This window comes from Mesorhizobium sp. M1334 (assembly GCF_040317995.1).
In the GTDB taxonomy this organism is placed as follows: Bacteria; Pseudomonadota; Alphaproteobacteria; order Rhizobiales; family Rhizobiaceae; genus Mesorhizobium.
Genome location: NZ_JAMYLM010000002.1, coordinates 488,835 through 514,313 on the forward strand (window position 1 = coordinate 488,835; position 25,479 = coordinate 514,313).

Annotated in this window: 30 protein-coding genes and 1 pseudogene; 12 read left to right on the plus strand and 19 right to left on the minus strand. The window is 63.8% G+C overall.

The genetic code is table 11. The features are described from left to right. Positions 1-18 precede the first annotated feature (18 nt). A complete protein-coding gene (locus tag NKH17_RS05805; protein WP_352805589.1) occupies positions 19-447 on the plus strand; it encodes a cupin domain-containing protein in 429 nt (142 codons plus the stop codon). 99 nt (positions 448-546) lie between these two features. Here the strand turns inward: NKH17_RS05805 and NKH17_RS05810 are convergent, their stop codons facing one another. From NKH17_RS05810 to NKH17_RS05835, 6 genes are all read right to left on the minus strand, one after another. Beyond that, positions 547-1,146 (minus strand): short chain dehydrogenase, encoded by a 600-nt coding sequence (locus NKH17_RS05810; protein ID WP_352899406.1) that lies wholly within the window; start codon positions 1,144-1,146, stop codon positions 547-549. Further along, complete coding sequence (locus NKH17_RS05815) at positions 1,143-1,505, minus strand: MerR family transcriptional regulator (protein WP_352649299.1); 363 nt, start codon at positions 1,503-1,505, stop codon at positions 1,143-1,145. The genes NKH17_RS05810 and NKH17_RS05815 overlap by 4 nt, the downstream gene beginning before the upstream one ends. 309 nt (positions 1,506-1,814) lie before the next feature. Then, entirely contained in the window at positions 1,815-2,483 is a 669-nt protein-coding gene (locus NKH17_RS05820; RefSeq protein WP_352899410.1) for a lysoplasmalogenase family protein, read from the minus strand. Beyond that, on the minus strand, positions 2,483-3,370 hold the full coding sequence (gene yddG, locus NKH17_RS05825; RefSeq protein WP_254816632.1) for an aromatic amino acid exporter YddG: 888 nt from the start codon (positions 3,368-3,370) through the stop codon (positions 2,483-2,485). The genes NKH17_RS05820 and yddG overlap by 1 nt, the downstream gene beginning before the upstream one ends. A 40-nt stretch (positions 3,371-3,410) precedes the next feature. After that, the gene (locus NKH17_RS05830) at positions 3,411-4,202 is read right to left on the minus strand and encodes a DUF3108 domain-containing protein (protein ID WP_352649297.1); all 792 of its coding nucleotides are present in this window, start codon (positions 4,200-4,202) and stop codon (positions 3,411-3,413) included. Positions 4,203-4,264: 62 nt separating this feature from the next. After that, on the minus strand, positions 4,265-4,492 hold the full coding sequence (locus tag NKH17_RS05835; protein WP_352899414.1) for a hypothetical protein: 228 nt from the start codon (positions 4,490-4,492) through the stop codon (positions 4,265-4,267). 308 nt (positions 4,493-4,800) lie between these two features. Here NKH17_RS05835 and rpmB point away from each other — a divergent pair, with 308 nt between their 5' ends. The 3 genes and pseudogenes from rpmB (at position 4,801) to NKH17_RS05850 (ending at position 6,618) form a co-directional block, all read left to right on the plus strand. Continuing rightward, positions 4,801-5,097 carry a 50S ribosomal protein L28 gene (gene rpmB / locus NKH17_RS05840; protein ID WP_006328411.1) on the plus strand — a complete coding sequence of 99 codons (297 nt, stop codon included), beginning with the start codon at positions 4,801-4,803 and terminating at the stop codon, positions 5,095-5,097. Positions 5,098-5,179: 82 nt separating this feature from the next. Continuing rightward, positions 5,180-5,860, plus strand: coding sequence for a queuosine precursor transporter (locus NKH17_RS05845; RefSeq protein WP_352899417.1), 681 nt, complete (start codon positions 5,180-5,182; stop codon positions 5,858-5,860). 86 nt (positions 5,861-5,946) lie between these two features. Continuing rightward, a pseudogene (locus NKH17_RS05850) lies at positions 5,947-6,618 on the plus strand (spermidine synthase). Positions 6,619-6,724: 106 nt separating this feature from the next. Here NKH17_RS05850 and NKH17_RS05855 read toward each other — a convergent pair. The 4 genes from NKH17_RS05855 to NKH17_RS05870 all read right to left on the minus strand — a co-directional run bounded on the left by NKH17_RS05855 (position 6,725) and on the right by NKH17_RS05870 (position 11,395). After that, on the minus strand, positions 6,725-7,750 hold the full coding sequence (locus NKH17_RS05855; RefSeq protein ID WP_352899420.1) for an esterase-like activity of phytase family protein: 1,026 nt from the start codon (positions 7,748-7,750) through the stop codon (positions 6,725-6,727). Beyond that, positions 7,747-9,645, minus strand: coding sequence for a cobaltochelatase subunit CobT (gene cobT / locus NKH17_RS05860; protein WP_352805597.1), 1,899 nt, complete (start codon positions 9,643-9,645; stop codon positions 7,747-7,749). Before cobT ends, NKH17_RS05855 begins: the two co-directional genes overlap by 4 nt. An 11-nt stretch (positions 9,646-9,656) precedes the next feature. Then, the gene (gene cobS, locus NKH17_RS05865) at positions 9,657-10,643 is read right to left on the minus strand and encodes a cobaltochelatase subunit CobS (protein ID WP_023721131.1); all 987 of its coding nucleotides are present in this window, start codon (positions 10,641-10,643) and stop codon (positions 9,657-9,659) included. A 122-nt stretch (positions 10,644-10,765) separates the two neighbouring features. After that, entirely contained in the window at positions 10,766-11,395 is a 630-nt protein-coding gene (locus NKH17_RS05870) for a J domain-containing protein (RefSeq protein WP_254816626.1), read from the minus strand. Between the two features lie 133 nt (positions 11,396-11,528). On the opposite strand from NKH17_RS05870, the gene NKH17_RS05875 reads away from it, so the two are divergent. Continuing rightward, positions 11,529-11,831, plus strand: a complete 303-nt coding sequence (locus tag NKH17_RS05875; protein WP_352476246.1) for a BolA family protein — start codon at positions 11,529-11,531, stop codon at positions 11,829-11,831. 1 nt (position 11,832) lies between these two features. Here NKH17_RS05875 and NKH17_RS05880 read toward each other — a convergent pair whose 3' ends face one another. The 4 genes from NKH17_RS05880 to NKH17_RS05895 are packed head-to-tail and all read right to left on the minus strand — an operon-like array spanning position 11,833 to position 15,314. Next, complete coding sequence (locus NKH17_RS05880) at positions 11,833-12,639, minus strand: alpha/beta hydrolase (protein WP_352476245.1); 807 nt, start codon at positions 12,637-12,639, stop codon at positions 11,833-11,835. Between the two features lie 40 nt (positions 12,640-12,679). Continuing rightward, complete coding sequence (locus NKH17_RS05885; RefSeq protein WP_352476244.1) at positions 12,680-13,576, minus strand: HlyC/CorC family transporter; 897 nt, start codon at positions 13,574-13,576, stop codon at positions 12,680-12,682. Beyond that, complete coding sequence (gene aroB, locus NKH17_RS05890) at positions 13,573-14,715, minus strand: 3-dehydroquinate synthase (RefSeq protein ID WP_352899425.1); 1,143 nt, start codon at positions 14,713-14,715, stop codon at positions 13,573-13,575. Before aroB ends, NKH17_RS05885 begins: the two co-directional genes overlap by 4 nt. Then, the gene (locus NKH17_RS05895; RefSeq protein WP_254816620.1) at positions 14,712-15,314 is read right to left on the minus strand and encodes a shikimate kinase; all 603 of its coding nucleotides are present in this window, start codon (positions 15,312-15,314) and stop codon (positions 14,712-14,714) included. The genes aroB and NKH17_RS05895 overlap by 4 nt, the downstream gene beginning before the upstream one ends. A gap of 161 nt (positions 15,315-15,475) precedes the next feature. Between NKH17_RS05895 and NKH17_RS05900 the strand changes: the two genes are divergently transcribed. The 5 genes from NKH17_RS05900 (at position 15,476) to NKH17_RS05920 (ending at position 19,402) form a co-directional block, all read left to right on the plus strand. Further along, positions 15,476-15,625, plus strand: a complete 150-nt coding sequence (locus tag NKH17_RS05900) for a hypothetical protein (protein WP_023677884.1) — start codon at positions 15,476-15,478, stop codon at positions 15,623-15,625. Next, positions 15,622-16,539, plus strand: a complete 918-nt coding sequence (locus NKH17_RS05905) for a site-specific tyrosine recombinase XerD (protein ID WP_352899428.1) — start codon at positions 15,622-15,624, stop codon at positions 16,537-16,539. The genes NKH17_RS05900 and NKH17_RS05905 overlap by 4 nt, the downstream gene beginning before the upstream one ends. Before the next feature lie 99 nt (positions 16,540-16,638). After that, on the plus strand, positions 16,639-17,589 hold the full coding sequence (locus NKH17_RS05910; RefSeq protein WP_352471457.1) for an acetyl-CoA carboxylase carboxyltransferase subunit alpha: 951 nt from the start codon (positions 16,639-16,641) through the stop codon (positions 17,587-17,589). A 209-nt stretch (positions 17,590-17,798) separates the two neighbouring features. Further along, on the plus strand, positions 17,799-19,127 hold the full coding sequence (locus NKH17_RS05915; RefSeq protein WP_352899431.1) for a L,D-transpeptidase family protein: 1,329 nt from the start codon (positions 17,799-17,801) through the stop codon (positions 19,125-19,127). 5 nt (positions 19,128-19,132) lie between these two features. After that, positions 19,133-19,402, plus strand: a complete 270-nt coding sequence (locus NKH17_RS05920) for a sulfurtransferase TusA family protein (RefSeq protein WP_352899434.1) — start codon at positions 19,133-19,135, stop codon at positions 19,400-19,402. 38 nt (positions 19,403-19,440) lie between these two features. Here the strand turns inward: NKH17_RS05920 and NKH17_RS05925 are convergent, their stop codons facing one another. Continuing rightward, a complete protein-coding gene (locus NKH17_RS05925) occupies positions 19,441-20,574 on the minus strand; it encodes a CobW family GTP-binding protein (RefSeq protein ID WP_352899437.1) in 1,134 nt (377 codons plus the stop codon). 4 nt (positions 20,575-20,578) lie between these two features. Further along, the gene (locus tag NKH17_RS05930) at positions 20,579-21,757 is read right to left on the minus strand and encodes a D-alanyl-D-alanine carboxypeptidase family protein (protein WP_352899443.1); all 1,179 of its coding nucleotides are present in this window, start codon (positions 21,755-21,757) and stop codon (positions 20,579-20,581) included. Between the two features lie 270 nt (positions 21,758-22,027). Here NKH17_RS05930 and NKH17_RS05935 point away from each other — a divergent pair, with 270 nt between their 5' ends. Next, positions 22,028-23,191: a M20 aminoacylase family protein gene (locus tag NKH17_RS05935; RefSeq protein ID WP_352649282.1), complete on the plus strand. Its 1,164-nt coding sequence runs from the start codon at positions 22,028-22,030 to the stop codon at positions 23,189-23,191. A 15-nt stretch (positions 23,192-23,206) separates the two neighbouring features. Here the strand turns inward: NKH17_RS05935 and NKH17_RS05940 are convergent, their stop codons facing one another. The 3 genes from NKH17_RS05940 to NKH17_RS05950 form a co-directional block, all read right to left on the minus strand. Further along, the gene (locus tag NKH17_RS05940; RefSeq protein ID WP_352649281.1) at positions 23,207-23,497 is read right to left on the minus strand and encodes a hypothetical protein; all 291 of its coding nucleotides are present in this window, start codon (positions 23,495-23,497) and stop codon (positions 23,207-23,209) included. A gap of 136 nt (positions 23,498-23,633) precedes the next feature. Continuing rightward, complete coding sequence (locus NKH17_RS05945; RefSeq protein ID WP_352476237.1) at positions 23,634-24,158, minus strand: hypothetical protein; 525 nt, start codon at positions 24,156-24,158, stop codon at positions 23,634-23,636. Between the two features lie 127 nt (positions 24,159-24,285). After that, entirely contained in the window at positions 24,286-24,612 is a 327-nt protein-coding gene (locus tag NKH17_RS05950; RefSeq protein WP_352801865.1) for a DUF1330 domain-containing protein, read from the minus strand. A gap of 173 nt (positions 24,613-24,785) precedes the next feature. Here NKH17_RS05950 and NKH17_RS05955 point away from each other — a divergent pair, with 173 nt between their 5' ends. Next, complete coding sequence (locus NKH17_RS05955) at positions 24,786-25,478, plus strand: winged helix-turn-helix transcriptional regulator (RefSeq protein ID WP_352457625.1); 693 nt, start codon at positions 24,786-24,788, stop codon at positions 25,476-25,478. Position 25,479: the final 1 nt, after the last annotated feature.

The window sequence follows — 25,479 nt, forward strand, 5'->3', positions numbered from 1 at the left end:
GCGCCAGGAGCTAGGGTCATGACCAGTTCCGCCGAAATCATCGCTCTGCTCGGCCTGAAGCCGCATCCGGAAGGCGGCTGGTATGCCGAGACCTTTCGCGACGGCGCGGCAGGCACGCGCGGCCATTCGACGGCGATCTATTTCCTCCTCGAGAAGGACCAATTGTCGGCCTGGCACCGGGTCAAGGACGCGGCCGAGGTCTGGCATTTCTATGACGGTGCGCCGCTGGCGCTGTCGATACATCGAGAAGGCGGTCCCGTCATCGAGGAGATCCTCGGTACCGGGCTCGCTGCAGGCGAGCGGCCGCAGATCGTCGTGCCGGCAGGCTGGTGGCAGTCGGCACGCAGCCTCGGCGAATGGACCCTGGTCGGCTGCACCGTGGCGCCGGGTTTCGATTTCGCCGCCTTCGAACTTGCCGAACCAGGCTGGCTGCCGGGAACGCCATAGTGATGAAGACCTGACGCTTGGTATCCAACGACCACATCCGATGGAAACTACCCTTGCTATTCAGGGGACAGCCGATATGTCCCAACCCTTTCTGCGAAACTACCCGACGATGATCACTTGGCCGGTGATGGCCCCTTCCACGCTCTTCGCATAGGCCAGCCCTACCCGTTTCGACGAAACGGGCTCGTGACCGGGAAACCATTCGCCATATCTCGGCACGGACACGTCCAGAAGTCCGGGGCTCACAACATTGATGCGGAGACCGCGCGGCATCTCGATCGCCGCACCAAGAACAAAACCGCCGAGCGCGCCGTTTGCTGTTGCTGCCCCTGTTCCCATCCGAATGGGGTCGCGGTCGAGCACTCCGCTAGTTAGTGTGAACGAGCCGCCATCGCTGACAGTGGCCAACCCTGCCAACACCAGATTGACCTGGCCCATGACCTTATGGCGCAGGCCAATCATGAACGTCTCTTCGGTGTACTTGCCAAGCGGCCCGAAATGAACATTGCCTGCGGTCGAGATGACGGCATCCACTTTGCCACATTTGGCGTACATGGCGTCGAGCGATGCACGGTCAGCCATATCAACCTGAATGTCGCTACTAGAACGGCTGGCCTTGATGATCGCGTGGCGGGAACCCAACTCCTCGCAAACCGCTTTCCCGATGTCACCTTCCGCGCCGACGACAATAATTCTCATGACACTTCTTCTGCCATCTCGTTATATCGTTTGAGCTTGTAGCCAAGAAGCTCGGCGCAGCGATCCAAGGCAGCTCGCCGCATGTCCAGATGCGCTGCATGGTCAAGAAGAACCGCTTTCCGTTCGGGCAGAGTTTCGCGGCCCCGCTGATAGAGCCGCGCAAAGTATCGCATCTGCTCCATGGGCATACCTGTCTCGCGTAGCGAGGACAGGAGTATTAGCCATTCGACATTTTCTGCCGAGAAGTCACGCCTCCTGTCACGTCCTCGCCCGACCTTCGGAAGCAAACCCAATTTTTCATAGTAGCGGATGGTGTCGATACTCAGTCCGCTTGTAGCAGCCGCCTCCGAAATGCGCATGTGTCTACCCTGCCGATTGTGCGCTACGCTAACAAGCTGGAGCAGCTCTAGGTCAAGCGAGAATTTTACCCTCTGATCCGACGACCTCGAGGATAACGTCACAAAGGCTTGGAGTGCCCGTAGTGGATAAAGGTCGCGAAAATCGCGTCTAAGACGACGGCTTGGCGCCTGACTTTTGCGACACCGCATGAAGCAAGTTTCGCAACACCATCCGCTGGCCGCAGTCGGTCGGTTCCCGCCATTCCCATGGGCACCATGCGTTGGATCTTTCGCGGTTCCCAGGCTGGGATAACGTGAATATCGACAGACCTAGCCCAGCAGGAAACCCAGCGTGATCGCCAACTGGCCGACGTAATACAGCGCCCATGCCGCATGGCGCACCCAAATGCGATGCGGCGAGAGGGCGGGCAGCAGGAACTTTTCCACGGCGTGCAGCCCGTCGGACAGGATGAGCAGGACGATGCCGCCAATGACCCCGACGCTGTTCAGGGTGAGCGCCGCAATGCCCATGGCAAGCAGTGCCGCGGCATGCACGCCGATCGGCAAACGCAAGGCAGGGCCGACGCGGCGCCGGAGCGCGAAAACCATCGCCAGCACCGACACGGCCATCGCCAGCACGATCGCTGCTCGCCACGGCTCGGCCAAAAGCAGCCCGAGGCCGCCGCCGGCACGCAGGAACAGCACGACGTAAAGCACATGCGCGGCAAGAAAACTGGCGGTGCCGCCGAGAAATGCCTTCTCACCGTCACGCGACAGGAGGGCGTCGCCGACGGCACTGACGCCGAGTGCGGCGCCGAGCAGCCATGGGCCGCCCTGCTGCACGACCAGCACCGCAAGCATCGCCACCGCCAATGCCCTTGCCGCCGACCGCGAAAGGCGCGGCGCCATGCCGAGGCTGAACGCGTAAATCACCGCCGCCGCCAACGAAAACACCAGCGTCGCATTGGCATTGGCATCGATGCCGCCGGGAAACGGCATCAAGCGTTTGCCTCGCTCGTAGCCCTCTTGCGCAGGAACAGCGATTTCGCCGCGAGTGCCGCGCCGCCGGTGATCAGCACGCAGGCGGCGAGGATGCGCCATGACGGCTGGGCGAAGCCGGCGGCGATCAGCACCAGGGTGGACAGCAGCGGCGCGGCATAGCTCGCCGCCCCCAGCACCTGGATGTTGCCGCGCTTGACGCCGATGTCCCAGGCATAGAACGCCGCCCCCACCGGCATCAGACCGAGGCCGAGCACGGCCAGCCACTGGCCGGCGCCGGCGGGCAGCACCGTCTGTTCAAGCAATAGGTGGCAGACCAGCGAAAGGACCGCGGTGGCGGCGCAGAACCAGGTAACGATGCTGGTCGGCACCGACGGGAAGCGCCGCGACAACAGCGAATAGGACGACCACAGCACCGCGCAGACGCCGGCCATGGCGTAGCCGAAGGCATAACGCGCGTCGAAGGCAAGCCCGCCGCCTTTGGTGACGATCAGGACCGTGCCGGCAAGGCCGAGCAGCGCGCCGGCGACGTGGTTCCAGGCCAGCCGCTCGCCCGGCATCAGCGCCGACCCCAGCACGATCAGCAGCGGCCACAGATAGGCGATCAGGCTGGCCTCGACGGCCGGCGCATTGCGCAGCGCGGTGAAGTAGAAGAAGTGGTAGCCGAACAGGCCGGCAATGCCGATCACCCAGACCTGGCGCGGTATCTTCGCGGCGCCATCGGCTGCCGGCATCAACAGCCGGGCAACCAGCCCGACGCAAGTGCCGATCGTGAAGGTGATTGCTGAAAGCAGGAACGGCGGCACGGCGCCCGAAGCATCCGTAAGCAGCGCCAGCAGCGCCCACATGGCGACCGCGGAGAAGCCGATCAGTGTTGCGCGCGCCATATCCGTCGCCCCGTGCCCCGTTGGCGGCGCACCATCACGCCTATTCGTTTGCTTCGAACCGCTCCGCGCTGATCGTCAACGGACCGATTTGCGTGCTGACCGTGGCGCGGATCGGCGCATATACGCCGCTTTGGCCGACTGGTGCAAACGTCACCATGATGCGGCTGCGTTTCTTCAGGTAGTTCAGCGCCTTGCGGTTCTTGCGGTAACCGGCCACCGGCTCGAAGCCCAGCCTGCAAGTGACCGTATCGCCCTTGTAGCCGGCCACCGAGATCGACCCTTTGGACTCGTAGGTCAGTTTGAGATCGGCACGCATTTCGCCGTCATAAAGCTTCACCGTGCGCCCGCAGACTTGGTCGAGGCTGTCGGCATGGATGACGGTCGCGGCCATCGGATCGAGGACCGATACGAGATCGCTGCCGGCCAGCGGTATCCAGTTGTTGGGATTGCGCTTCTTCGGCTCAGGCACGACCTTGGTCGAGGTGACGACGCCGTTGGCAAACCGGATGTCGATCATCGATGCCTTCTTGCCGGACGTGTAGTCGGCGTGGAACGCCTGCGGCTGCAACCGCTTGCCCGAAATCTTGCCCTTCGACGAGATCGTGCCTCGCGTATCGTCGAACAAAGTGGCGAGCCCGGCAGCGGAGACGCTGCCCTCGATCGAATAGGTGTCGCCCTCGTAGTGGCTGGAGAATTTCGCTTTGGCCACGGAAAGGCCGAGGAACGACACCGAATACTCGCCCGTGAAGGATTGCGGCTCGGCGGCCGAAACCGTCGTCGACAGCGCGACGGCCATCAGCACGACCAGGGCATGGAGGAAAGAACGAGGCATGGCGGGTCCTTGATTGTCGACCGGACGGGCTGCTCCGGTCTGGCATGTCCCTGTGCGACCGCTTATAGGCTGAATTCCGGCCTTAATGTGAAAGGCGGCGTCGGCAGGGAACGCTGGGGAGGGTCCAGGGCCAGAAAAAAACCCGCCTCGGCGGGCGGGTCGTCGGTGCGAATCAGCACCATACCTAAATTAGTAGCATAGTTGCCGGCACAAAGCAAGAACAAAATGCGGCCATCGACAAATTTGCGGATCTGCCTCGGCCCGGATGAGGGAAAGGGTTGCGGCTTCACTCCAGGTTGGGCTCCTCGCCCCCGAAAGTGGGGAGAGGGCAACCATCATGCGGTGGGCGAGGAACCCAGGTCTTGAGAGATCCGTGGGACAGCGACATCTCCTCCTGAGGAGAGCGACCAGCAGCTTCACCGACGACACCTACTCCGAAAGTGCGATTCCCCATCCCCGAAGCGACCCCAAGCTTGACGCCTCGGCGAAATGCAACTATGGAACGCCAACTTTTTCCATGAGGCCGCCTGACCGAAACCGCGCGCCACCCGGCGCGGGTCGAATGTTTGGCCAGGACCGAGAACCGAAGGTTAGTATCATGTCCCGCACCTGCGAACTCACTGCCAAGGCAGTCATGTCCGGCAACAATGTGAGCCACGCCAACAACAAGACCAAGCGTCGCTTCCTACCCAATCTCGTCAATGTAACGCTGATCTCGGAAGCGCTGAACCAGAATGTGCGCCTGCGCATTTCGGCCAACGCGCTGCGTTCGGTCGAGCATCGCGGCGGCCTCGATGCCTTCCTGGCCAAGGCCGATGCCAAGGAATTGTCGCAGCGCGCCCGCCTGTTGAAGAAGCAGATCGCCAAGAAGCTCGCCGAACAGCCGGCCGCCTGAGTTTTTCGGCGGCAGCCGCCTTCCAGGGCGTGACCCGGGTTCCGGATCGCGTTCCGCTGGTTCCATTACCCAGGATAAAAAAATGATTTTCCTCTCGCGGTACCTGCCCTTCGTGGCGGCCATGGCGCTTGTCGTCGTGGCCTCGAACATCCTTGTGCAGTTCCCGATGCAGGGTGCAATCGGCGGGCTGTCGCTGGCCGACATCCTGACCTGGGGCGCCTTCACCTATCCGTTCTCATTCCTGGTCACCGATCTCGCCAATCGCCGTTATGGGCCGGCGGTGGCGCGCAGGATCGTCTTTGTCGGCTTCATGACAGCGGTGATCTGCTCGATCGTCATCCCGCCGCTGCTGTTTCGCCACGGCCTGATCGAATTCGAGACCGCCGCCGACCGGCTGGTGCGCATTGCCGCGGCCTCAGGCGCCGCCTTCCTGACCGCGCAGTTGCTCGACGTCACCGTGTTCAACCGGTTGCGCCGGCAGAGTTGGTGGCGCGCGCCGGTTGTCGGCACGCTGGTCGGCTCTGTCTTCGACACGGTGGTGTTTTTCACCGTCGCCTTTGCGGCGGCTTTCGCCTTCGCCGGACCGAACGACGGCTTTGCGTTGGAAACCGCGCCGCTGATGGGCGTGTTGCCCGTCGAGACGATGCGCTGGGTATCCTGGGCGATCGGCGATCTCAGCGTCAAACTGGTCATAGCGGTGGTGGCGCTGATCCCTTACCGGCTGCTTGCCGCCCGCTGGAGCCAGCCGGCACTGGCGGCCTAGACCATGACCCCGAACCGAAGGTCGGCGTTAGCGGAAAGTGGGAACCGGTTTTCGGACAAGATCATGGTCGAACAAAGGGGCAGTCTTTGATCCCCTGGCTCCAACTGGGCTCGACAAAAACGCCTGACGGCGGACAGGAACTTCGCCTGAAACGGCGCGGCGGCGAATTCTCAATCATGCTTGGTGCGAACGAGCTGATGAACAGCCGGCTCAGCGGTTCCGAAGAGGCGCTGGCGAAACTGTCCTGTCAAAGGATTGCCGGCCGCCGGAACCCAAGCATCCTGATCGGCGGCCTCGGCATGGGCTTTACCTTGCGTGCAGCGCTGGCCGAGCTTGGCGACGACGCCCAGGTCACCGTTGCCGAACTGGTGCCGGCAGTCGTGATTTGGGCTCGGGGCCCGATGGCCGAGCTGTTCGCCGGCTGCCTTGACGATCCGCGCGTCAGCATTCGTGAGGCCGATGTCGGTCAGCTCATCCGATCGTAAGCTTCGGCCTGGGACGTGATCCTGCTCGACGTCGACAACGGCCCCGAGGGCATCGTCTACAAGGGCAACGACGCGCTCTACAGCGGCGGCGGCCTGAACTGCGCGAGAGCAGCTCTCAAGCCCGGCGGTGTGCTGGCGGTCTGGTCGCAAGGCCCTGACGCAGGCTTCACCCGGCGGCTCAAGCAGGCGGGCTTCACGGTCGAGGAGATCAAGACCCGCGCCAACGGCAAGCGTGGCGCACGCCACGTCATCTGGCTCGCGAGCAAAGCCTAGCGGGAGCAATTTTGGGCGGATTGCTGTTTGGGCTCCGCCCGGCACACCGACTACTGCGGTTTCTGAAGCTCGGCGACGAGCGCCTGCAGCAGCCCGCGATCGCGCGTCAATCCTCGTGCAGGATGAATTCCAGGTAAAGATTGCGCTGCAGGATCGAGTGATTGTCGTCGGACATCATGGACACGATCAGCGCGCCATCGTCGCGGGTCCAGACGTCGAGCGCTTCCATATTGTCGATCTGGTAACCCATGTCGGCTTCGAGCAGCACCGGCCCGTCGGCGACGGCGCCCTTCTCGACGCTTTCGCCATAGATGCGCCGCAGCCGCATCTTGACCCCGCCGGCCATCGAAAAACTGCGCTCCAGAAGCAACAGGTCGCCATCCGGCAGGAAGGCGCCGTCGGTGATGTCAAAATCGCCATTGCGCTTGACGGTGAAGACGCCCTTGTGCGGCCCTTCGATGATCGCGGCAAAGATGTTACCGGCCTTGTCGAGGCTCTTTTCCGACACCACGACCAGCCCGCCCGCGTGCTGTCCGTAAGGATGGGCACGGGTGACGGTCTCGAAGCCGCGATTGCGCCGAAGTTCCCAGGCCGGGATCAGGAAGTCCAATTGCCTGAACGGCGCCTTCATGTCATCCGGATCGATCTTGAACTCTGCGATACGGTGATCGCGCTCGAAACCGACCGTGGCAATGCCGTCCTGGACCGCGAGGCCTTCGGCATCGACCGCCCATTTCTCGTCGATCGGCTGGCCGGCCGCATCGACCATCTGCTGCATGCGAAAATTCTGGATGCCGGAAGGCCGCTTGTCGGCATCGTGGACGAGGGTGCCGAAGAACCAGAAGCCGGTGTCGGCGACGCCGATGAAATCGCTGCCGGGCTTGAGGAACCGAAGCGCCGACAGCGCGCCGAAATCGCGCGTCGACGAGGTCATTTCGAGCCCGCCGACGAATTCGAGCGGACCGAACTGTTTGTCCGGCCGGCCGATGTGGAATTCGCTGATCGGCCGTGCCGTGATTTCGGCCGGCTCGACCGAGGCCGGGCCGGCAGCGACAGCCGGCGCCAAACTGATGCCTAACAACGCAATGGCGGCCAAAAGCTTCTGCCAAAAGCCGCCGCGGGAAAAAATCATCCGGCGCGCCGTATGCCGCCGCGCCGCGTGTCGCGCACGGTTTCCTCGGCGAACAGCGAGGCCAGCTGCTCGGTCATGGCGCCGGCCAGTTCTTCGGCATCGACGATGGTTACAGCGCGGCGATAGTAGCGGGTGACGTCGTGGCCGATGCCGATGGCCAAAAGCTCGACCGGCGAGCGCGTCTCGATGAGCTCGATGATGGCGCGCAGATGCCGCTCGAGATAATTACCCGGATTGACCGACAGCGTCGAATCGTCGACCGGCGCGCCGTCCGAGATCATCATCAGGATCTTGCGCTGCTCCGGCCGCGCGATCAGCCGGTTATGCGCCCACAGCAGCGCCTCGCCGTCGATGTTTTCCTTGAGCAGGCCCTCGCGCATCATCAGCCCGAGATTGCGGCGCGCCCGCCGCCACGGATGATCGGCGGATTTGTAGATGATGTGGCGCAGATCGTTGAGACGGCCGGGGTTCGGCGGCTTGCCTTCCTTCAACCATTTCTCGCGCGCCTGTCCGCCCTTCCAGGCGCGGGTGGTGAAGCCGAGGATTTCGACCGAGACGCCGCAGCGTTCCAGCGTGCGCGCCAGAATGTCGGCGCAGGTCGCGGCGACCGTGATCGGCCGGCCGCGCATCGAACCCGAATTATCGAGCACCAGCGACACCACGGTGTCGCGAAATTTTGTATCACGCTCCTGCTTGAAGGACAGAGGCTGCATCGGGTCGATGACGACGCGCACCAGCCGTGCCGGATCGAGATAGCCTTCTTCGAGGTCGAAATCCCAGGAGCGGTTCTGCTGCGCCATCAGCCGGCGCTGCAGCCGGTTGGCCAGCCGCCCGACCACGCCCGAAAGGTTGGCGAGCTGCTTGTCGAGGAAGGCGCGCAGCCGGTCGAGCTCCTCCTCCTCACACAGTTCCTCCGCACCTACGGTCTCGTCGAAGGCGGTGGTGAAGACCTTGTAGTCGATCTCTTTCGGCAGATTGGTGAAGGGATTGTCGTTGCGGCGCGCCTCGCCGGGCGTCTCTGCATCGGCATCGTCGTCGTCGGAGAGATCCTCGGCGGTGGCGTCGGAGGCTTCGGTCTCGGCCGATTGCTCGTCGTCGGACGATGCCTCGGTATCCTCTGACTGCGACTGCTCGGAGCCGGAATCGTCTTCGCCGCCCTCCTCGCTCTGCTCCTCGCCTTGCGGCTGGTTTTCGTCGTTGTCCTCGGAGTCTTCCGTCTCCTGGTCGTCGCCGAGCTCCTCCGCCATTTCCATGGAGGCGAGCATCTCGCGCACGACGCGGGCGAACGCCTGCTGGTCGTCGAGCTTTGCCGACAGCCCGTCGAGATCGGCACTGGCTTTTTCCTCGACCCAAGGGCGCCAGAGATCGACCAGCCGTTCGCCGCTCTTCGGCACAGTGCGGCCGGTCAGCTTTTCGCGCACCATCAGCGCCAGCGCCTCCTCGATCGGCGCGTCGGCCTTGTCCTTGACGTCGGCGAGGTTGGCCCTGGCGTATTTGTCCTCGAGCATCGAGCCGATATTGTCGGCAACGCCCTGCATGGCGCGGCTGCCGATCGCCTCGACCCGGGCCTGCTCGACCGCGTCGTAGATGGCGCGGGCCTGTTTGCCTTCCGGCGCCAGCCTGGTGTGGATGCGCGTATCATGGCAGGCGCGCTTCAGCGCCATGGAATCGCCGAGCCCGCGGGTAATGGCGATGTCCGCCTTTGATGCCTTCTTCGGCAGTTCCGGCAGCCGGGCGCGGCTGCCGGCCAGCGCCGGCCGGTCCTTGGCGAAACCGACCTCGAGATCCTTGTCGCCGGCGATGGCGCGCATGCAGACGGTAACCGCGCGCTTGAAGCTGTCGGCCTCAGCGCCGGTCTTGGATTTGTTTCGCGTGTTGTCGCCCGGACCCGCCATCGAGACTCTGCTTAGCCCAGCACCACATTCGCCGCCGATTCCGGCAAATCTTCGCCGAAGGCGCGCTGGTAGAATTCGGCGACCAGCGAGCGTTCGAGCTCGTCGCATTTGTTGAGGAAGGTCAGCCGAAACGCCATGCCGATATTGCCGAAGATTTCGGCATTCTCGGCCCAGGTGATAACCGTGCGCGGGCTCATAACCGTCGACAAATCGCCGTTGATGAAGGCCGAGCGCGTCATGTCGGCGACACGGACCATCTTGTTGACGATCTCCTTGCCCTTGCCGTCGCGATAGTGCTTGGCCTTGGCCAGCACGATGTTCACTTCGTTGTCGTGCGGCAAATAGTTCAGCGTGGTGACGATCGACCAGCGGTCCATCTGCGCCTGGTTGATCTGCTGGGTGCCGTGGTAGAGGCCTGTGGTGTCGCCGAGGCCAACCGTGTTGGCGGTCGAAAACAGCCGGAAGGCCGGATGCGGGCGGATAACCCGGCTCTGGTCGAGCAGCGTCAGCCGGCCCGACGATTCCAGCACGCGCTGGATGACGAACATCACGTCCGGGCGGCCGGCATCGTACTCGTCGAAGCACAGCGCGACATTGTGCTGATAGGCCCAGGGCAGGATGCCGTCGCGGAATTCGGTGATCTGCAGCCCGTCCTTGACGACGATGGCGTCCTTGCCGACGAGGTCGATACGGCTGACATGGCTGTCGAGGTTGACACGCACGCAAGGCCAGTTGAGGCGGGCGGCGACCTGCTCGATATGCGTCGACTTGCCGGTGCCGTGATAGCCCGACACCATGACGCGGCGGTTATAGGCAAAGCCGGCGAGGATCGCCATCGTCGTGTTCTTGTCGAACAGGTAGTCCGGATCGATGTCGGGCACATGCTCGCTCGTCACCGAATAGGCCGGCACCACCATCTTGGAGTCGAAGCCGAATGTCTCCTTCACCGACACCGTGGTGTCGGGCAAGTTGGCGATGTCGCGATCGACCTTGTTCATCTCTATCACGTCTCCACAAGCGAAACGCCGCGTTTCGCTGGTAATCGATTTTGTTCGGGGGCGGTCTTAGAGCCTTTTCCAACCCTATGAAAGTTGGAAAGCGACACGAACCGTAAGGTCGCTCAGCACAAACCTGCCTGCTTGAGCACGCGATACGCCTGGAGCACATCGCGGAACCGGTCTTCCGAACCTCTGTCGCCGCCATTCGCATCCGGATGGTGGCGTTTCACAAGTTCCTTATAGCGCGCCTTGATATCCTTGCCACTTGCCTTTGTATCAAGGCCAAGCGTTTCCAGTGCCTTGGCCTCAAGCGGCTTGGCCTTGCGCTCGCGTGCTTCGCGCGGGTCCTTCGGGCCTTTGAACAGGTCGAAGGGATCGCGCATGCGATTGTAGTAGCCGGCACGGCCGGAACGCGCCTGGGCGAAGTCGGGCGAGGAGCGTGTCGAGGCGCCGTTGACGCCCATTTTCCAGGTCGGCCGGTGGCCGGTCATGGCTTCCTTCTGGAAGCGCGCGATCTCGGTGTCGGGAACGCCCGAGAAATAATTGAAGCCCTTGTTGTACTCGCGCACGTGGTCGAAGCAGAACTGGAAATACTCGCCTTCCTTCATGCGTCCGACCGGGGCGCGGTGGGTACCGGCCTCCTTGCAGCCATCCCACTGGCAGATCGGCGAACGCGACTTCAGCTCCGCGTCCTTCTCCGGGCGGATACGAATCTTTTCGAAATATTTTGGGTACGGCTTCATCTCACCCATTTATGGGCCGTTCGCGGATGCGAAACAAGAATTGACATTTTCGCGATGATCGCCCTAACCGCTGAATCGCGGCATAAAACCGGCGAATGGCGAATTTTGTGCGATGACATAGATGTGGTGAAGGGAAGCGGCGATGTCCATACAGGCAACGATGGAAGATAAGCTGAAAAAGGCGTTTTCGCCGGAACGGCTGGACGTCATCAACGAAAGCCATCTCCATGCCGGTCATCATCACGTGGATTCCGGCCATCACGCTGCCTTCGACGGCGCCGGCGAGACGCATTTCCGCGTCCGCATCGTCGCGCCAGCCTTTGCCGGCATGAGCCGCGTCGAGCGTCACCGTGCAGTCAACGATCTGCTGGCCGAAGAGTTGAAATCCGGCGTCCACGCCCTGGCGATCGAGCCGGCGGCGCCCGGCGAAAAGACCCGCTGGTAGATCAGCCGAGGCTCGCCCTCAGGAAAGCTATCACCGCCGCTGTCAATGCATCGCCTTCGGTGCCGAAGTCGCGATTGATCGACATGTGCGAATAGGCGCTGCCGTCGAACAGCGTGACCCTGGTTCCGGTGGCGCGCAGACGCCCGGCGAAGGCCTGCGCGTCCGCCGCGCGGGCTTTCGCCCGTGAATGGGCGATGAAGGTCGGCGGGTGCTTGCGGCCTTCCACATAGGTGACAGGCGACAGCGCGCGCCACTGCGCCGGATCGGGAAAGGCGCGGGCATAGACCCCTGCCATGCCGCCGCTCCTGGCCAATGCCTCCAGGTCGTAAGCCCTGGTGTCGTCGAGGATCAGCGCCGCGACCCCGGGCAGGCCGCCGCGCAGGCCGGTCAATGCGACGAGATGGCAGCCGGCCGAATGGCCCATCGCGACGATCCGGTCCGGATCGCCGCCATGCCTGGCGATGTTGGCGCGGACGTATCGATAGGCCAGTTCGACATCCGCCGCCTGGGTGGCGACGTCGGCCTCGGGCAGCATCCGGTAGTCGATCGAGACGAAGCAGAAGCCATTGTCGAGCAGGAATTGCGGCTTGGCATTGACGTTGCCGCGACTGCCGACCCGCCAGGCGCCGCCATGGACGAAGAAGACGACCGGCAGGCCGCTTGCGCCCGCGCGGGAATAGATGTCGAGCTTGGCCGGCCCATAGTCGAAGGTTTCGGGCAACGGCGAACGCAGCTGCAATGCCGCCGCCTGCCCCGGCAACAGCGCCGCCATCGACACCAGAAGCAGGCTTCGCCGATCGATTGTCATAGACTCCTGACTGCCCAAGGCTGCCACACGGTGCGCACTGTCATTCGCCAAGCATCGCCGGCTTGATCCTCAGCCGCGCGATACGGTTCTTGTCGCGCTTCATGACGACGAAGCGCTTGCCGTGAAACGTAAAGGCCTGCTTTTCGTCCGGGATCGACTGCGCCTCGTGGATGACAAGGCCGGCAATGGTGGTGGCTTCCTCGTCCGGCAGGTTCCAGTCGAGCGCCCGGTTAAGGTCGCGGATCGGCACCGTGCCGTCGACGACGACGGAGCCGTCGGCCTCCTGCTTGACGCCCTGGATGTCGATGTCGTGCTCGTCGGCGATCTCGCCGACGATCTCCTCGATGATGTCCTCCAGCGTCACCAGCCCTTCGACCTCGCCATATTCGTCGACGACGATGGCGAAATGCGCCTTGCGGCGCAGGAAGGCGTTGAGCTGCTCCTGCAGCGTCGTGGTGTCGGGCACGAACCACGGTTTCGACGCGATCTTCATCACGTCGATCCGGGAGAAATCGTTGCCGACCTCGTTCAGCGCGCGCAGCAGATCCTTCGCGTGCAGCACGCCGACAATGTTGTCGAGCGAGCCCTTCCACAACGGCATACGGGTGTGCGGGCTCTGCAGGATCTCGCGAACCACCGCTTCGGGCGGGTCATCGGCATTGACCGAGCGCATATTGGTGCGGTGGACCATGACGTCCGACACTTCGAGCTCCTCGAGGTCGAACAGGCCGCCGATGCGGGCGCGGTCCTCGCGCACCACCTGGCCGTCGCGGCGGAAATCGTCGACGGCGCCGCGCAGTTCCTCGCGCGCCGAGCGCTGCGGCTCGATGCGCTGCAGCTCATAGCCGAAGGCGGCGAGCAGGTGCCGGCGCAGGACGAAGCCCAGCAGGCCGAGGCCGGCGAGCACTGCAGCCGCGATCCAGCCGGCCTGACTCATCCCGGGCGGCTTTCGTGCCGACCCGGATGGTTCTCCCTGAGGAACGCCAGTACTTCCGAGGCCGGCACATCCCTGGCGATGAAGGCCTGTCCGACGCCGCGCGTCAGGATGAAGGTCAGCGCGCCGCGCGACACCTTCTTGTCCTGGGTGATGAAGGAGAACAGCTGCTCGGCGTCGGGCAATTCGCCCGGAATGTCGGCCATGCGCCAGGGCAGGCCGACGGCGCGAAGATGCGCCTCGACGCGCGCCGCATCGTCGGGGCTCGCCAAATTGAGCCTTGAGGAAAAGCGGTGCGCCAGCGCCATGCCGATGGCGACGCCTTCGCCATGCACGAGCCGTGCGCCGTCATAGCCGGTCGCCGCCTCCAGTGCATGGCCGAAGGTGTGGCCGAGATTGAGCAGGGCGCGGTCGCCGGTCTCGAACTCGTCGCGGGCAACGACGTCGGCCTTGGCACGACAGGCCTCGGCGATGGCGGCAGCCCGCTCCGGCCCGCCGGCAAACACTTGGCGCCAGTTTTCTTCCAGCCAGGCGAAGAACTCCGGCCGGTCGATCAGCCCGTATTTGGCCAGTTCGGCATAGCCGGCGCGAAACTCGCGGATCGGCAGCGTGTCGAGCACTTCGGTATCGGCCAGCACCAGCTTGGGCTGGTGGAACACCCCGACGAGGTTCTTGCCGCGCTTGCTGTTGATGCCGGTCTTGCCGCCGACGGAGGAATCGACCTGCGCCAGCAGCGAGGTCGGAACCTGCACGAAATTCATGCCGCGCCGCGCGATGCCGGCGGCAAAGCCGGCCAGGTCGCCGATGACGCCGCCGCCGAGCGCGATGACGACGTCGCCGCGCTCCAGCTTGGCGGCCAGCACGCCGTCGACCACCTCTTCGAGGTGCGCAAAGCTCTTGGTCTTTTCGCCTGGCGGCAGCGTGATGGCGGCATGTTGGATGCCACCGCTTGCCAGGCCGGCCGCAAGCGTTGCGAGATGCGCGCTAGCGACGTTTTCGTCGGTGACGACCGCCGCCCTTGTGCCCGGCAGACAGCGCGAAATCTCGGCGCCGGCACGTGACAGCAGGCCGGGGCCGATCAAAATGTCGTAGGCACGCTCGCCAAGCCCGACTTCGACAGAGACCGTTGCATCAGCGCTCACGACCGCACCTCATCGATGTCGGCAACACCGAGATGGGCGCGCAGCGCGTCCACCACCTCGGCAGCAATGATCTCCTTGCGGTCGTCGCGGGTCGGCACGGTGACATCGGCCGCGGCGTAAACCGGGTAGCGTTCCGCCATCAGCCGTTCCAGCACGGCGCGCGGATCGGCGCTTTTCAGCAGCGGCCGGTTCTGCTTCTTGGAAACGCGCTCCATCAACAGATCGATTTCGGCCTTCAGCCATACCGAAACGCCATGGCTGGCGATCGCCTCGCGCGTCTGCGCGTTCATGAAGGCGCCGCCGCCGGTCGACAGCACCTGCGGCCCGTGCTCCAGCACACGCAGGATGACGCGCTGCTCCAGTGCCCGGAACTCCGCCTCGCCATAGCGCTCGAACAGGTCCGGGACGCTCATGCGCGAAACAGTTTCGATCTCCTGATCGCTGTCGATAAAGGGCAGCGCCAGCATCGCCGCCACCTTGCGGCCGATGGCCGTCTTGCCGGCGCCCATCAGCCCGACAAAGACGATGGAACGGCCGCCCAGCCGGCCGAGCAGCGCGGCATGGCTCTCGCCCGGAGGATTTGCTGGTAGCGCGTTCATGCTTCTAGGGCCTCTTTGCCGGCGTATCGACATCAAAAGCCTGTTTACGTCAAGCGTAACGCACCCAAGACCGGATATGGCTTCTCCCTTGAATTGCCCGGATTGGCGTCTCATAAGGACACAGGGTTGGAAATGCAGAATAAGACGACGGGCGAAAATTAATGCCAACACTGTTTCGCTTTGTCGTGACGCTCGCGATTCTGGCCGGCATTGTCTATGGCGCGATGTTCGCCTTGGTCATGTTCGTCGAGCCGAGAAAGGCGGAAATGAGCGTGCGTATCCCTCCGGAAAAGCTCAATCCGAAAAAATGAACAGCGCCGCCCGCATCGAAGCCTTCCTGGAAATGATGAGCGCCGAGCGCGGCGCCGCCGAAAACACGCTTTCGTCCTATCGCCGCGACCTCGAGGACGCTTCCGCCGGGATCGCCGGCGGACTTGCCGGTGCCACCAGCGCCGACATCCGTGCCTATCTCGACGACATCGCCGCGCGCGGCTTTGCCGCCACCTCGCAGGCGCGCAAATTGTCGGCGATCCGGCAGTTCTTCAAGTTCCTCTATGCCGAGGGCCTGCGCGGCGACGATCCGACCGGCACGCTGGACAGCCCGAAGAAGGGCCGGCCGCTACCGAAAACGATGAGCGAAGCCGACACCGGCCGGCTGCTCGACCGCGCCGCGCAAGAGGCGAAGGACCCCTCCATGCATGACGGCGACACGCTCGCGGCGCTGCGCCTCCACGCACTGGTCGAGGTGCTCTACGCCACCGGCTTGCGCGTTTCGGAGCTGGTCGGCCTTCCTGTGACGGTGGCGCAGCGCGACGACCGCTTCTTCATGGTGCGCGGCAAGGGCAACAAGGAGCGCATGGTGCCGCTGTCGGCCAAGGCGCGCACGGCGATGCGGACCTGGCTTGCCGCACGGGCGGCGGTGCCGGCTCTTGCCGACAGCCCGTTCCTGTTTCCGGCCGCCGCCGACAGCGGCTATCTCTCGAGACAGGTCTTTGCCCGCGAGCTGAAAGCGCTTGCCGCGCGGGCCGGCATTGCCGCGGCGAATATATCGCCGCATGTGCTGCGGCATGCTTTCGCCAGCCATCTGCTGCAGAACGGCGCCGATCTCAGGGCCGTGCAGCAGCTGCTTGGCCACGCCGATATTTCAACGACGCAGATCTACACGCATGTGCTGGAGGAGCGGCTGATGCGTCTGGTCAACGATCATCATCCGCTTGCCGACTAGGCGTCATGTCGCTATGTGAGAACGACGTTCCACCGCGCCCAGCCTGCATTTTCAGGCTTGCGTCAGTCATTGCCTTCCGACTTGCCGGTCCGCCCAAGAATGTACAATTACCTCGATTTCGAAAAGCCTGTACAGGATCTCGAAGGCAAGATCCTCGAGCTGAAGAAGCTTGCCGAGAACGGCGAGGCGGTCGATGTCGGCGATGAGATCGCCCGTCTCGAGAAGCGCTCGCGCGATGCGCTGCGCGACGCCTACAAGGCGCTGACGCCGTGGCAGAAGGTGCAGGTGGCGCGCCATCCGGACAGGCCGCACTGCATCGACTACATCAAGGGCCTGCTTACCGATTTCACGCCGCTCGCCGGCGACCGCAACTTCGGCGAGGACCAGGCGATCGTCGGCGGCTTCGCCCGCTTCCGTGGCGAGCCGGTGGCGATCATCGGCCAGGAGAAGGGTTCCGACACGGCAAGCCGGCTGAAGCATAATTTCGGCTCGGTGCGGCCGGAGGGCTACCGCAAGGCGGTGCGGCTGATGGAACTCGCCGACCGCTTCCAGATCCCGTTGCTGACGCTAGTCGATACTGCCGGCGCCTATCCCGGCGTCAACGCCGAAGAGCGCGGCCAGGCGGAGGCCATCGCCCGCTCAACTTCGGCCTGCCTTGGCCTGAAGGTGCCGTCGATCTCGGTGGTGATCGGCGAAGGCGGCTCGGGCGGCGCCATAGCGATCGCCACTGCCAACCGCGTCTACATGCTCGAACACGCCATCTATTCGGTGATCTCCCCGGAGGGCGCCGCCTCGATCCTGTGGCGCGACACCACGCGGTCCAAGGATGCGGCGACCAATATGAAGATCACGGCGCAGGATCTGCTGGAGCTGAAGATCATCGACGCCATCATTGCCGAGCCGCTCGGCGGCGCCCATCGCGCCCCTGAAACGGTGATCGCCGCCACCGGCGACCTCATCGCCAGGACGATGAAAGAATTCTCCGGCGCCAACACCGACTTCCGCGAGCATCGCCGCGAGAAATACCTGGCGATGGGCCGCAATCTGTAACCAACCCAGTCACGCGGCCTGAAATGTGGCGGCGTGAACCAGTTTCGCCACAAAAATGCCGCTGCATTCGGCTCAGTGGGCTTGCCGTAAGGGGACGCGCCGCATGCTTGCGGTAAGGAATTTTCAAGGTTAACGGGCTTAGAGTCCGTCAGTGGTCGGTTTAGCAGCTGCGGCATCCGCGGCGCAGAGATGAAGCGATAGCCATATCCATGTTTGCCAAGCTTGCCCGCACCGGAGTTCTGATCGCTGCGATCGGCGTCGCCGGCTGCAATGACGCTTCGATGAAGGATTTTGCGCCGCAAGCCAACAAGCCGCTGCCGGACAAGATCCTGGCCGAAATGAAAGCCAAGGGCATGGTCCGCACCTCCTCGGTGATGGCCCGCATCTTCAAGGAAGAAGGCAAGCTCGAAATCTGGAAGGCCAAGACCAACGGCCGCTACGACCTGGTCGCGAGCTACGACATCTGCAAATGGTCGGGCAAGCTCGGCCCGAAATTCACCGAAGGCGACCGCCAGGCGCCGGAGGGCTTTTACACGGTCCGCCCGGCACAGATGAACCCGCGGTCGAATTACCACCTGTCCTTCAATATCGGCTACCCCAACGCCTATGACCGTGCCAATGGCCGCACCGGTTCCAACCTGATGGTCCATGGCGCCTGCTCGTCGTCTGGCTGCTATTCGATGACCGACGCGCAGATCGAGCAGATCTACGCTTTCGGCCGAGACGCCTTCCAGGGCGGCCAGACCGAGTTCCAGATCCAGGCTTTTCCGTTCCGCATGACTGCAGCCAATATGGCGCGCTATCGCAACGACCCGAACTACGAATTCTGGAAGATGCTAAAGGTTGGCTACGACAATTTCGAGGTCACCAAGGTGCCGCCGAAAGTCGACGTCTGCGAGAAGCGCTACGTGTTCAACCAGGTTGCAGCCGACGGCTCGACCTTCAATCCGACCGGCCCCTGCCCGCCGACCACCCAGCCCGATTCGCTGAAAAGCGCCATCAACGCCTATCAGAGCACCTATGAGGCGGCCTTCAACGGCGCCATAAAGGCCAGCGTGCCGGCGCCCAAGCCGACCATCGCCGGGATCAAGGAAGCCAGCATCGTTTCCGACTGGTCGAAACGGCGTGCGCGCGGCGAACGCGTGCCGATCGAGCCGCCCTCGCTCAACCCGGACGGCACGGTGACCGAAACAGCGCGCATGGGCCGCGTCGATTCGCCGGCGGGCCGCAAGATGGCGGCGCTCGACGCCGAAAAGGCTGCCCAGCAGAAGGCCGAGGAACAGCGGCTTGCCGCGATAGAAGCGGCGAAGGCAGCGAAAGCGGCAGCCAAGGCGCAAGCGCTGGCCGAGAAGGAAGCCGCCAAGGCGCAGGCATTGGCCGAAAAGGATGCTGCCAAGGCGGCGGCCGAAGCGCCTGTCGCGACCGCAACCGTCGCGCCATCCGCGGAGGCCGTTCCGGTCGCGGAAACGCAGGCTGCGGACGCCGAAAGCACGGCGACACGGCTGAAGAAGAAGCTGCTCGGCATGTTTGGCGGCTGAGGTTCATGCTTGAACAGGAAGATGGAGGCCAACAAGACAGGCCCTCAACCAGCCCCGCCGCCGTCTACGACCTCAAAGGCTTGAACTGTCCGTTGCCCGTACTCAAGGCAAAAAAGCGCCTGGCCGCAATGCAGCCGGGCAGCCGCTTGTGGCTCGAAACCACCGACCCGCTCGCCGTCATCGACATTCCCGCCTTCTGCGCCGAGAGCGGCCATCGGCTGATCGAAACGACGGCGATGGCAGGTGGCCACCGCTTCCTGGTCGAGCGCGGCTGAGCGCTTGATCTTCCCCCTCGAGGGGAAGATCAGCCGCTTCACCGCCCGGCGATGGCCAGCGGATTGCTCTCCAGTGCCGCCCGGTCCGGCGTGTCGATCGACGGCTGGTTGGTGAAGGCGGCGAACAGCCTGCGGACATAGTCTTCCGGCATGTCGAGCGTGATCAGCACCAGCCTGGTGCCGCGCTGGCTGTCCGGCCAGGCCGGCAGTCGCACCGGCGGATGCAGGATCTTCTGCACGCCATGGATAACCAGCGGACGCGACGGGTCTTCTGCAAGCTCGATGACGCCCTTCATCCGCAACAGGCGCTCGCCATGCGCCGAGCGCAGCAGATCGAGGAACATCTCGATTGCCGAAAACGGCACCGGCCCGTCATGAACCAACGAATGCGAACGCACGCGGGAATCGTGCCTATGGCCATGACCATGGTGATGGTGATCACCACCATCATGCCCGTCGTCATCATGCCCGCTGTGGTCATGCCGGCTATGGTCATGGTCGTGGCCGGCTTCTTCGCCCAGCCAACGCTGCACATCGACCGATTTGGTGGCCGGATTGTAGAGGCCGCAATCGAACAGGGTCGCCACGCTTGGCTGGCTCGCGTCGAGCACCACGGCGCCCGGGTTGAGCTGCCTCAGCCGCGCCCGCAACGCCTCGACATCGCCTGCATCCGTGGCCAGGTCGGCCTTGCTGAGCACGATACGGTCGGCGACCGCCACCTGCTTCACCGCCTCGACATGGGCATCGAGCGTCGTATTGCCGTTGACGGCATCGACCAGGGTGATGACGCCGTCGAGCCGGAAGGCCTGGACCAGGGCCGGGTGCGCCATGATCGACTGCAGCACGGGGGCGGGATCGGCGAGCCCGGTGGTCTCGACCACGACGCGGGCAAGCCGGTCGATGCGGCCGGTCTGCAGCCGGTCGACGAGGTCGGCCAGCGTGTCGACCAGCTCGCCGCGCACCGTGCAGCAGAGGCAGCCGTCAGAGAGCTGGATGATGCCGTCGGAGGCCTGCTCGACCAGGAGATGGTCGATCGCCACCTCGCCGAACTCGTTAATGATGACGGCGGTGTCGGCGAGCGCGGGATCCCGCAGCAGCCGGTTGAGCAGCGTCGTCTTGCCCGCACCGAGAAAGCCGGTGAGCACCGAAACGGGGATCGGGAAGCCGGCCATCAGGCTAGTTCAACGCCTTGGCCGGCTGCTGGACCTGCGCGGCAGTGGCGGATCCGGCCACAACAGGCTCGGCGCCGGCCGGCGCCGCCCGGTCCGGCCGCCATGTCGGCAGCGGCACGTCGGCATATTCCTGCCCGGAGGCGTCGAGCATCGCCTTCGGCTTCGGCCCCGTGGCGCCGCCGAGGCCGACGGCGATCAGCGTCGGCACATGGTCGAGCTTTTCCTGATAGGGCGACTTCGGCACGTCCTTGCCCTTGTCGCCGACGGCGGGTGCTGCTTCCGACTGCTCGTCGGCCGGCTTCTTCTTGCAGATTTCGTCATTCATATCGTTGGCCGACATAGTGTCGCCATAGGCGGGCAGCGCCGCGACCGTCAGCCAGCTCGGCGCCGGTGTTGCAAAGCCCTGGTCGAGCAGTTTTGCCGCCGTTTCGGCGCGGGTAATGGCTGACCGTTCGCCGAGCACTACGGCGACCAGGGTGCGGCCGTTGCGGGTCGCCGAGCCGATCATGTTGAAACCGGACGAGCAGACGAAACCCGTTTTCATGCCGTCGGCGCCCGGATAGCGGCCGATCAGGAGGTTGTAGTTGGAGATTGCCTTTTTGCCGACGGCAAGGCCTTCGATCGAGAACCAGGGGGCATATTGCGGAAATTCCTTACGGATCGCCATCACCAGCAAAGCGAGATCGCGCGCTGTCGTATACTGGTCCGGCGAATAGAGCCCGTTCGGATTGACGAAATGCGACCCGCTCATGCCGAGCCGCCGCGCCTCGGCGTTCATGCGTTCTGCAAAGGCTGCTTGCGAACCGCCGATATTCTCGCCGACCGCCATGGCGATATCGTTGGCCGATTTGACCAGCATCATCTTCAGCGCGTTGTCGAGCCGCATCACCGAGCCCGGCTTGAAGCCCATCTTGCTCGGCGGCTCGCCGGCCGAATGTTTCGTTACCTTGATCGGCGAATCGAGCTGGACCTCGCCCGCGGCAATCGCCCGAAACGCCACATAGGCGGTCATCAGCTTGGTCAGCGATGCCGGGTACCAGCGCCTGAACGCCTCCTGGTGCTGCAGGATCTTGCCGCTGTTCAGGTCGAACAGGATGGTCGGATTGGCCAAGGCAGGCCCGGCCAGCGTCGGAAGCACCACCGCGCCCGCCACCAACAGTTTGAGGAAATGCCTGTAGCGCATCATGAAAACCGAAATAGCCTCTTGCCGCAGTCGCACCTGGCTCCGTAAGATTTCGTTACACGATCGCCAGGATAATGGTCCGGCCCTCTGTTCCCGGACCACAGTCGCGGTGCTATTTACTCTATGTGACGTCAACATGGCAAAGTGCTGCCGATCACAATGTGGAAGCAGCAGCACAATGCAAAGCAGCGTGCATGGTTGCAAGGCAGCAGGCACAATTGCAAAGCAGCAGGCCAAGAGCGCCTGCTCCAACAGCGAAATGGAACCATCATGCCGATCCTGAACCGAGCCGCCGAAATGCAGGACGAGGTGGCCGGCTGGCGCCGCCATTTGCACCAGACGCCGGAGCTGAATTTCGACGTCTTCAAGACCGCCGCCTTTGTCACCGAGAAGCTCAAGGCGTTCGGCTGCGACGACATCGTGACGGGTTTGGGCAAGACCGGCGTCGTCGGCATCATCCGCGGTCGCCACGGCGGAGGCTCGACCATCGGCCTGCGCGCCGACATGGATGCCCTGCCGCTCAACGAGATCACCGGCAAATCCTATGCCTCGACGGTCCCCGGCAAGATGCACGCCTGCGGCCATGACGGCCACACCGCGATGCTTTTGGGCGCCGCCAAATACCTCGCCGAAACGCGCAATTTCGCCGGCTCGGTCGCGGTCATCTTCCAGCCGGCCGAAGAGGGCGGCGGCGGCGGCAACGAGATGGTCAAGGACGGCATGATGGAGCGCTTCGGCATCTCCAAGGTGTTCGGCATGCACAACATGCCGGGCCTGCCGGTCGGCCAGTTCGCCATCAGGCCGGGCCCGATCATGGCGGCGACCGCCGAATTCACCATCACCGTCAAGGGCCGGGGCGGCCACGCGGCGATGCCGCACGGCACCATCGATCCGATCGTCATCGCCAGCCAGCTCGTCGGCGCATTGCAGACGATCGCCTCGCGCAGCACCGATCCGGTCGAGGCGGTGGTCGTCTCCGTGACGAAATTCCATGCCGGCGACGCCTACAACGTCATTCCCGAGAGCGCCGAGATCGCCGGCACGGTACGCACGCTGAAGAAGGAGGTTGCCAAGAAGGCCGAAGAACGCATCCGCGCGCTTTGCCAAGGTCTGGGCGCTGCCTTCGGCGCGACAATTGAGGTCGACTACAACGCCAACTACCCCGTCACCTTCAACCATCCCGAAGAGACGGTCTTTGCCAGCGACATCGCGGCCGACGTCGCCGGCGACAGCCATGTGCACCGCGCCATCCAGCCGGTGATGGGCGGCGAGGATTTCTCCTACATGCTGGAAGCGCGGCCGGGCGCGTTCATCTTCATCGGCAATGGCGACACCGCCGGTCTGCACAACCCGGCTTACGACTTCAACGACGAGGTCATCCCGCACGGCATGAGCTATTGGGTGAAGCTGGCGGAAACGGCGCTGGCGGCGTAGCCGTTCGGCATTGGCTTACGGCCCGCTCTTCGGATCCTCGACCTCCAGCGCTTCCATGACCGGCGCCAGCTCGTTGTCGTCGGCGGGTTGCGGTTCTTCGCCTGTCCTCGCCTTCTTCAGGGCTGCCTCAATCGCCTCCTGGATGTTGCCGAGTTCGTCTTCGCGAACCTCGTGGCCATAGCCGGCAGCGTCGGCATCCTGCTCGAATTGCTGCGCCAGAACGGCGACGCTCACTTCGCTCTCGGTCGGCAAATTGCCGACATTCTCCTGCAGCCAGGTTTCAAAGAACTCTTTTGTGGCGCTCATGCGGGTCTCTCCTTCGGGACACTAAAGCGCGCTGGCATCCCGAAAGTTCCGCTATCTGAGCCGTCTTTGCGCCCGTTGCTGGCTGTCCCGCAATTCAGAGCGGCCAGGCGGCGATGGCGCCGCCTGGCTCGGCTGCTTACTGGCTGGCAGCAGTCGTCGGTTCGCACGACACGTTCGGGTTCATATCGGCGAACGCGCCGGTCGGGTTGCCCTTCCAGGCCCAGACATGCAGCTCGTAGAAAGGTCCGAGGCCATAGCGGTTGGGCGCGCTGTTGAAATTGAACAGATGTCCATCGAGCGAGGCCGGGCCTTTCGAGGTGATGTATTCGACCGCGATCAGTTTTAGCGTGCCGTCGGCCATCGGCTCGTACATGACGGCTTCAGGCTTGGCGACATCGACCGCGTCGTCCTTGAGGTAGCCGGGATTGACGTAGTGGATGCCCATGGCGCCGCCGGTGATGCCGCTGGCGCAAGGAATGGGCGCATAGCCCTCGGCGGTCGCCGCCGCCACATTCTCGAAGCGGCTGTTGGCGGCGCGCACCTTGTCGGCCAGCGGATTGGGACCGGAGGTGGGGGCTGCCTGATGCGCCTGCGCCAACGCAGTGCAGGCCGACAGCAGCGCCACGGCAGCGAGGAACTTGTTGCGAAAGTTGATTGTCATAGTCATTCCATTCTTCTTGAAAAGCACAGCCCGGCCGGCCGCCGGAAGTAAGGAGGTCCGGCAGGTGGGCGCTGTGGCTGTTGTTGCTGGGAGATCCCTGCCCCGATGCGCCGAATGCAGGGGGAGATCATCCCTTCGGCAAATACGGGATGGTTCCGGCCAGATCGGAATTGTCGATCATCTGGAAACGGCTGTCGCTACCGCCCTGACGGGCCGAAACGAAGGGTGCGTAGGCAGGATCGTCGGTAAAGGCGCGCGCCGCGGCCTCGGTCGGGAACGCCATCAAGGCAATCAGGGTGGTGTCGAGCGGCTTGCCTTCGAGCGTCTTCACATTGCCGCTGCGCGACAGATATCTGCCGCCGTGCTTGTGGACGAGGTCGTGGACCGACGCGGCATAGGCCGGCATCCACTTTGGGTCCCTCACCTTGATGTCTGCGATAACGTAAGCGGTCATGGGTTATGTCTCCTGGTCGTGCACAGGGGTATCCCGTGCAGCGGCAGAGGGGTCGCATGGCAGGGCCGGCGCCAGCCAGTCCGCCATCTGTACTGGGCCGGTACAGTTTCTGTACTCGCCGCGTTGCCGGGAAAGGCCTATGGTTCCGGCGGAGTTTGAGGGAAGGCAACATCGTGACCCAGTCCGGATACAAACAGTTCTGCCCGTTATCGATGGCCGCGGAGGTGCTGTGCACCCGCTGGACCATGGTTCTGCTTCGCGAATTGGTGGCGGGCTCGACCCGTTTCAACGATCTGCGCCGCGGCGTCCCCAAAATGTCGCCGACCCTTCTGTCGCAACGCCTCAAGGAACTCGAGCTGGCCGGGATCGTCGAGCGCAAGGAGGTACGCGGCGAGAAAGGCATCTTCGAATACCGGATGACCGAGGCAGGCAGGGATCTGCGTTCCGTCGTCGAGGCGATGGGTTTTTGGGGGCAGAAATGGGTCGAGTCGCGGCTGTCGCTGAAGAACCTCGATCCGTCGCTGCTGATGTGGGACATGCGGCGCAATCTCAACGCGTCGCCGCTGCCCGACGGGCGCACGGTGATACAATTTCTGTATCAGGAGCTCCCCGCCTCGAAACGGTCGTGGTGGCTGATCGTCGAGAAGCACGGCGAGGTCGACCTCTGCTGGTACGATCCGGGCTTCGATGTCGATCTCTACGTCTCGACCGACCTGCACACGATGACCGAAATCTGGATGGGGCTGATCACCGTCGAGAAGGCCGGGCCGAAAGTCATCTTGACGGGCGACCAGGATATCGCCCGTAAAATGCAGACCTGGCTCGGCCTGAGTCCGTTCGCGGTGGAGCCGAAGCGAGCGGCCTAAC

Bases quoted from the DNA above. Each gene is read 5' to 3' on its own strand.
- NKH17_RS05925 (WP_352899437.1), bottom strand. From the start codon at position 20,574: ATGGCCGGCTTCCCGATCCCCGTTTCGGTGCTCACCGGCTTTCTCGGT.
- NKH17_RS05920 (WP_352899434.1), top strand. From the start codon at position 19,133: ATGCTTGAACAGGAAGATGGAGGCCAACAAGACAGGCCCTCAACCAGC.
- NKH17_RS05900 (WP_023677884.1), top strand. From the start codon at position 15,476: ATGCCAACACTGTTTCGCTTTGTCGTGACGCTCGCGATTCTGGCCGGC.
- NKH17_RS05855 (WP_352899420.1), bottom strand. From the start codon at position 7,750: ATGATTTTTTCCCGCGGCGGCTTTTGGCAGAAGCTTTTGGCCGCCATT.
- yddG (WP_254816632.1), bottom strand. From the start codon at position 3,370: ATGGCGCGCGCAACACTGATCGGCTTCTCCGCGGTCGCCATGTGGGCG.
- NKH17_RS05845 (WP_352899417.1), top strand. From the start codon at position 5,180: ATGATTTTCCTCTCGCGGTACCTGCCCTTCGTGGCGGCCATGGCGCTT.
- NKH17_RS05805 (WP_352805589.1), top strand. From the start codon at position 19: ATGACCAGTTCCGCCGAAATCATCGCTCTGCTCGGCCTGAAGCCGCAT.
- NKH17_RS05910 (WP_352471457.1), top strand. From the start codon at position 16,639: ATGTACAATTACCTCGATTTCGAAAAGCCTGTACAGGATCTCGAAGGC.
- NKH17_RS05950 (WP_352801865.1), bottom strand. From the start codon at position 24,612: ATGACCGCTTACGTTATCGCAGACATCAAGGTGAGGGACCCAAAGTGG.
- NKH17_RS05895 (WP_254816620.1), bottom strand. From the start codon at position 15,314: ATGAACGCGCTACCAGCAAATCCTCCGGGCGAGAGCCATGCCGCGCTG.
- NKH17_RS05810 (WP_352899406.1), bottom strand. From the start codon at position 1,146: ATGAGAATTATTGTCGTCGGCGCGGAAGGTGACATCGGGAAAGCGGTT.
- NKH17_RS05820 (WP_352899410.1), bottom strand. From the start codon at position 2,483: ATGCCGTTTCCCGGCGGCATCGATGCCAATGCCAATGCGACGCTGGTG.
- NKH17_RS05870 (WP_254816626.1), bottom strand. From the start codon at position 11,395: ATGGGTGAGATGAAGCCGTACCCAAAATATTTCGAAAAGATTCGTATC.
- NKH17_RS05880 (WP_352476245.1), bottom strand. From the start codon at position 12,639: ATGACAATCGATCGGCGAAGCCTGCTTCTGGTGTCGATGGCGGCGCTG.
- NKH17_RS05875 (WP_352476246.1), top strand. From the start codon at position 11,529: ATGTCCATACAGGCAACGATGGAAGATAAGCTGAAAAAGGCGTTTTCG.
- NKH17_RS05935 (WP_352649282.1), top strand. From the start codon at position 22,028: ATGCCGATCCTGAACCGAGCCGCCGAAATGCAGGACGAGGTGGCCGGC.
- NKH17_RS05830 (WP_352649297.1), bottom strand. From the start codon at position 4,202: ATGCCTCGTTCTTTCCTCCATGCCCTGGTCGTGCTGATGGCCGTCGCG.
- NKH17_RS05885 (WP_352476244.1), bottom strand. From the start codon at position 13,576: ATGAGTCAGGCCGGCTGGATCGCGGCTGCAGTGCTCGCCGGCCTCGGC.
- NKH17_RS05915 (WP_352899431.1), top strand. From the start codon at position 17,799: ATGTTTGCCAAGCTTGCCCGCACCGGAGTTCTGATCGCTGCGATCGGC.
- NKH17_RS05940 (WP_352649281.1), bottom strand. From the start codon at position 23,497: ATGAGCGCCACAAAAGAGTTCTTTGAAACCTGGCTGCAGGAGAATGTC.
- cobT (WP_352805597.1), bottom strand. From the start codon at position 9,645: ATGGCGGGTCCGGGCGACAACACGCGAAACAAATCCAAGACCGGCGCT.
- NKH17_RS05815 (WP_352649299.1), bottom strand. From the start codon at position 1,505: ATGCGCATTTCGGAGGCGGCTGCTACAAGCGGACTGAGTATCGACACC.
- NKH17_RS05905 (WP_352899428.1), top strand. From the start codon at position 15,622: ATGAACAGCGCCGCCCGCATCGAAGCCTTCCTGGAAATGATGAGCGCC.
- NKH17_RS05930 (WP_352899443.1), bottom strand. From the start codon at position 21,757: ATGCGCTACAGGCATTTCCTCAAACTGTTGGTGGCGGGCGCGGTGGTG.
- cobS (WP_023721131.1), bottom strand. From the start codon at position 10,643: ATGAACAAGGTCGATCGCGACATCGCCAACTTGCCCGACACCACGGTG.
- NKH17_RS05945 (WP_352476237.1), bottom strand. From the start codon at position 24,158: ATGACAATCAACTTTCGCAACAAGTTCCTCGCTGCCGTGGCGCTGCTG.
- rpmB (WP_006328411.1), top strand. From the start codon at position 4,801: ATGTCCCGCACCTGCGAACTCACTGCCAAGGCAGTCATGTCCGGCAAC.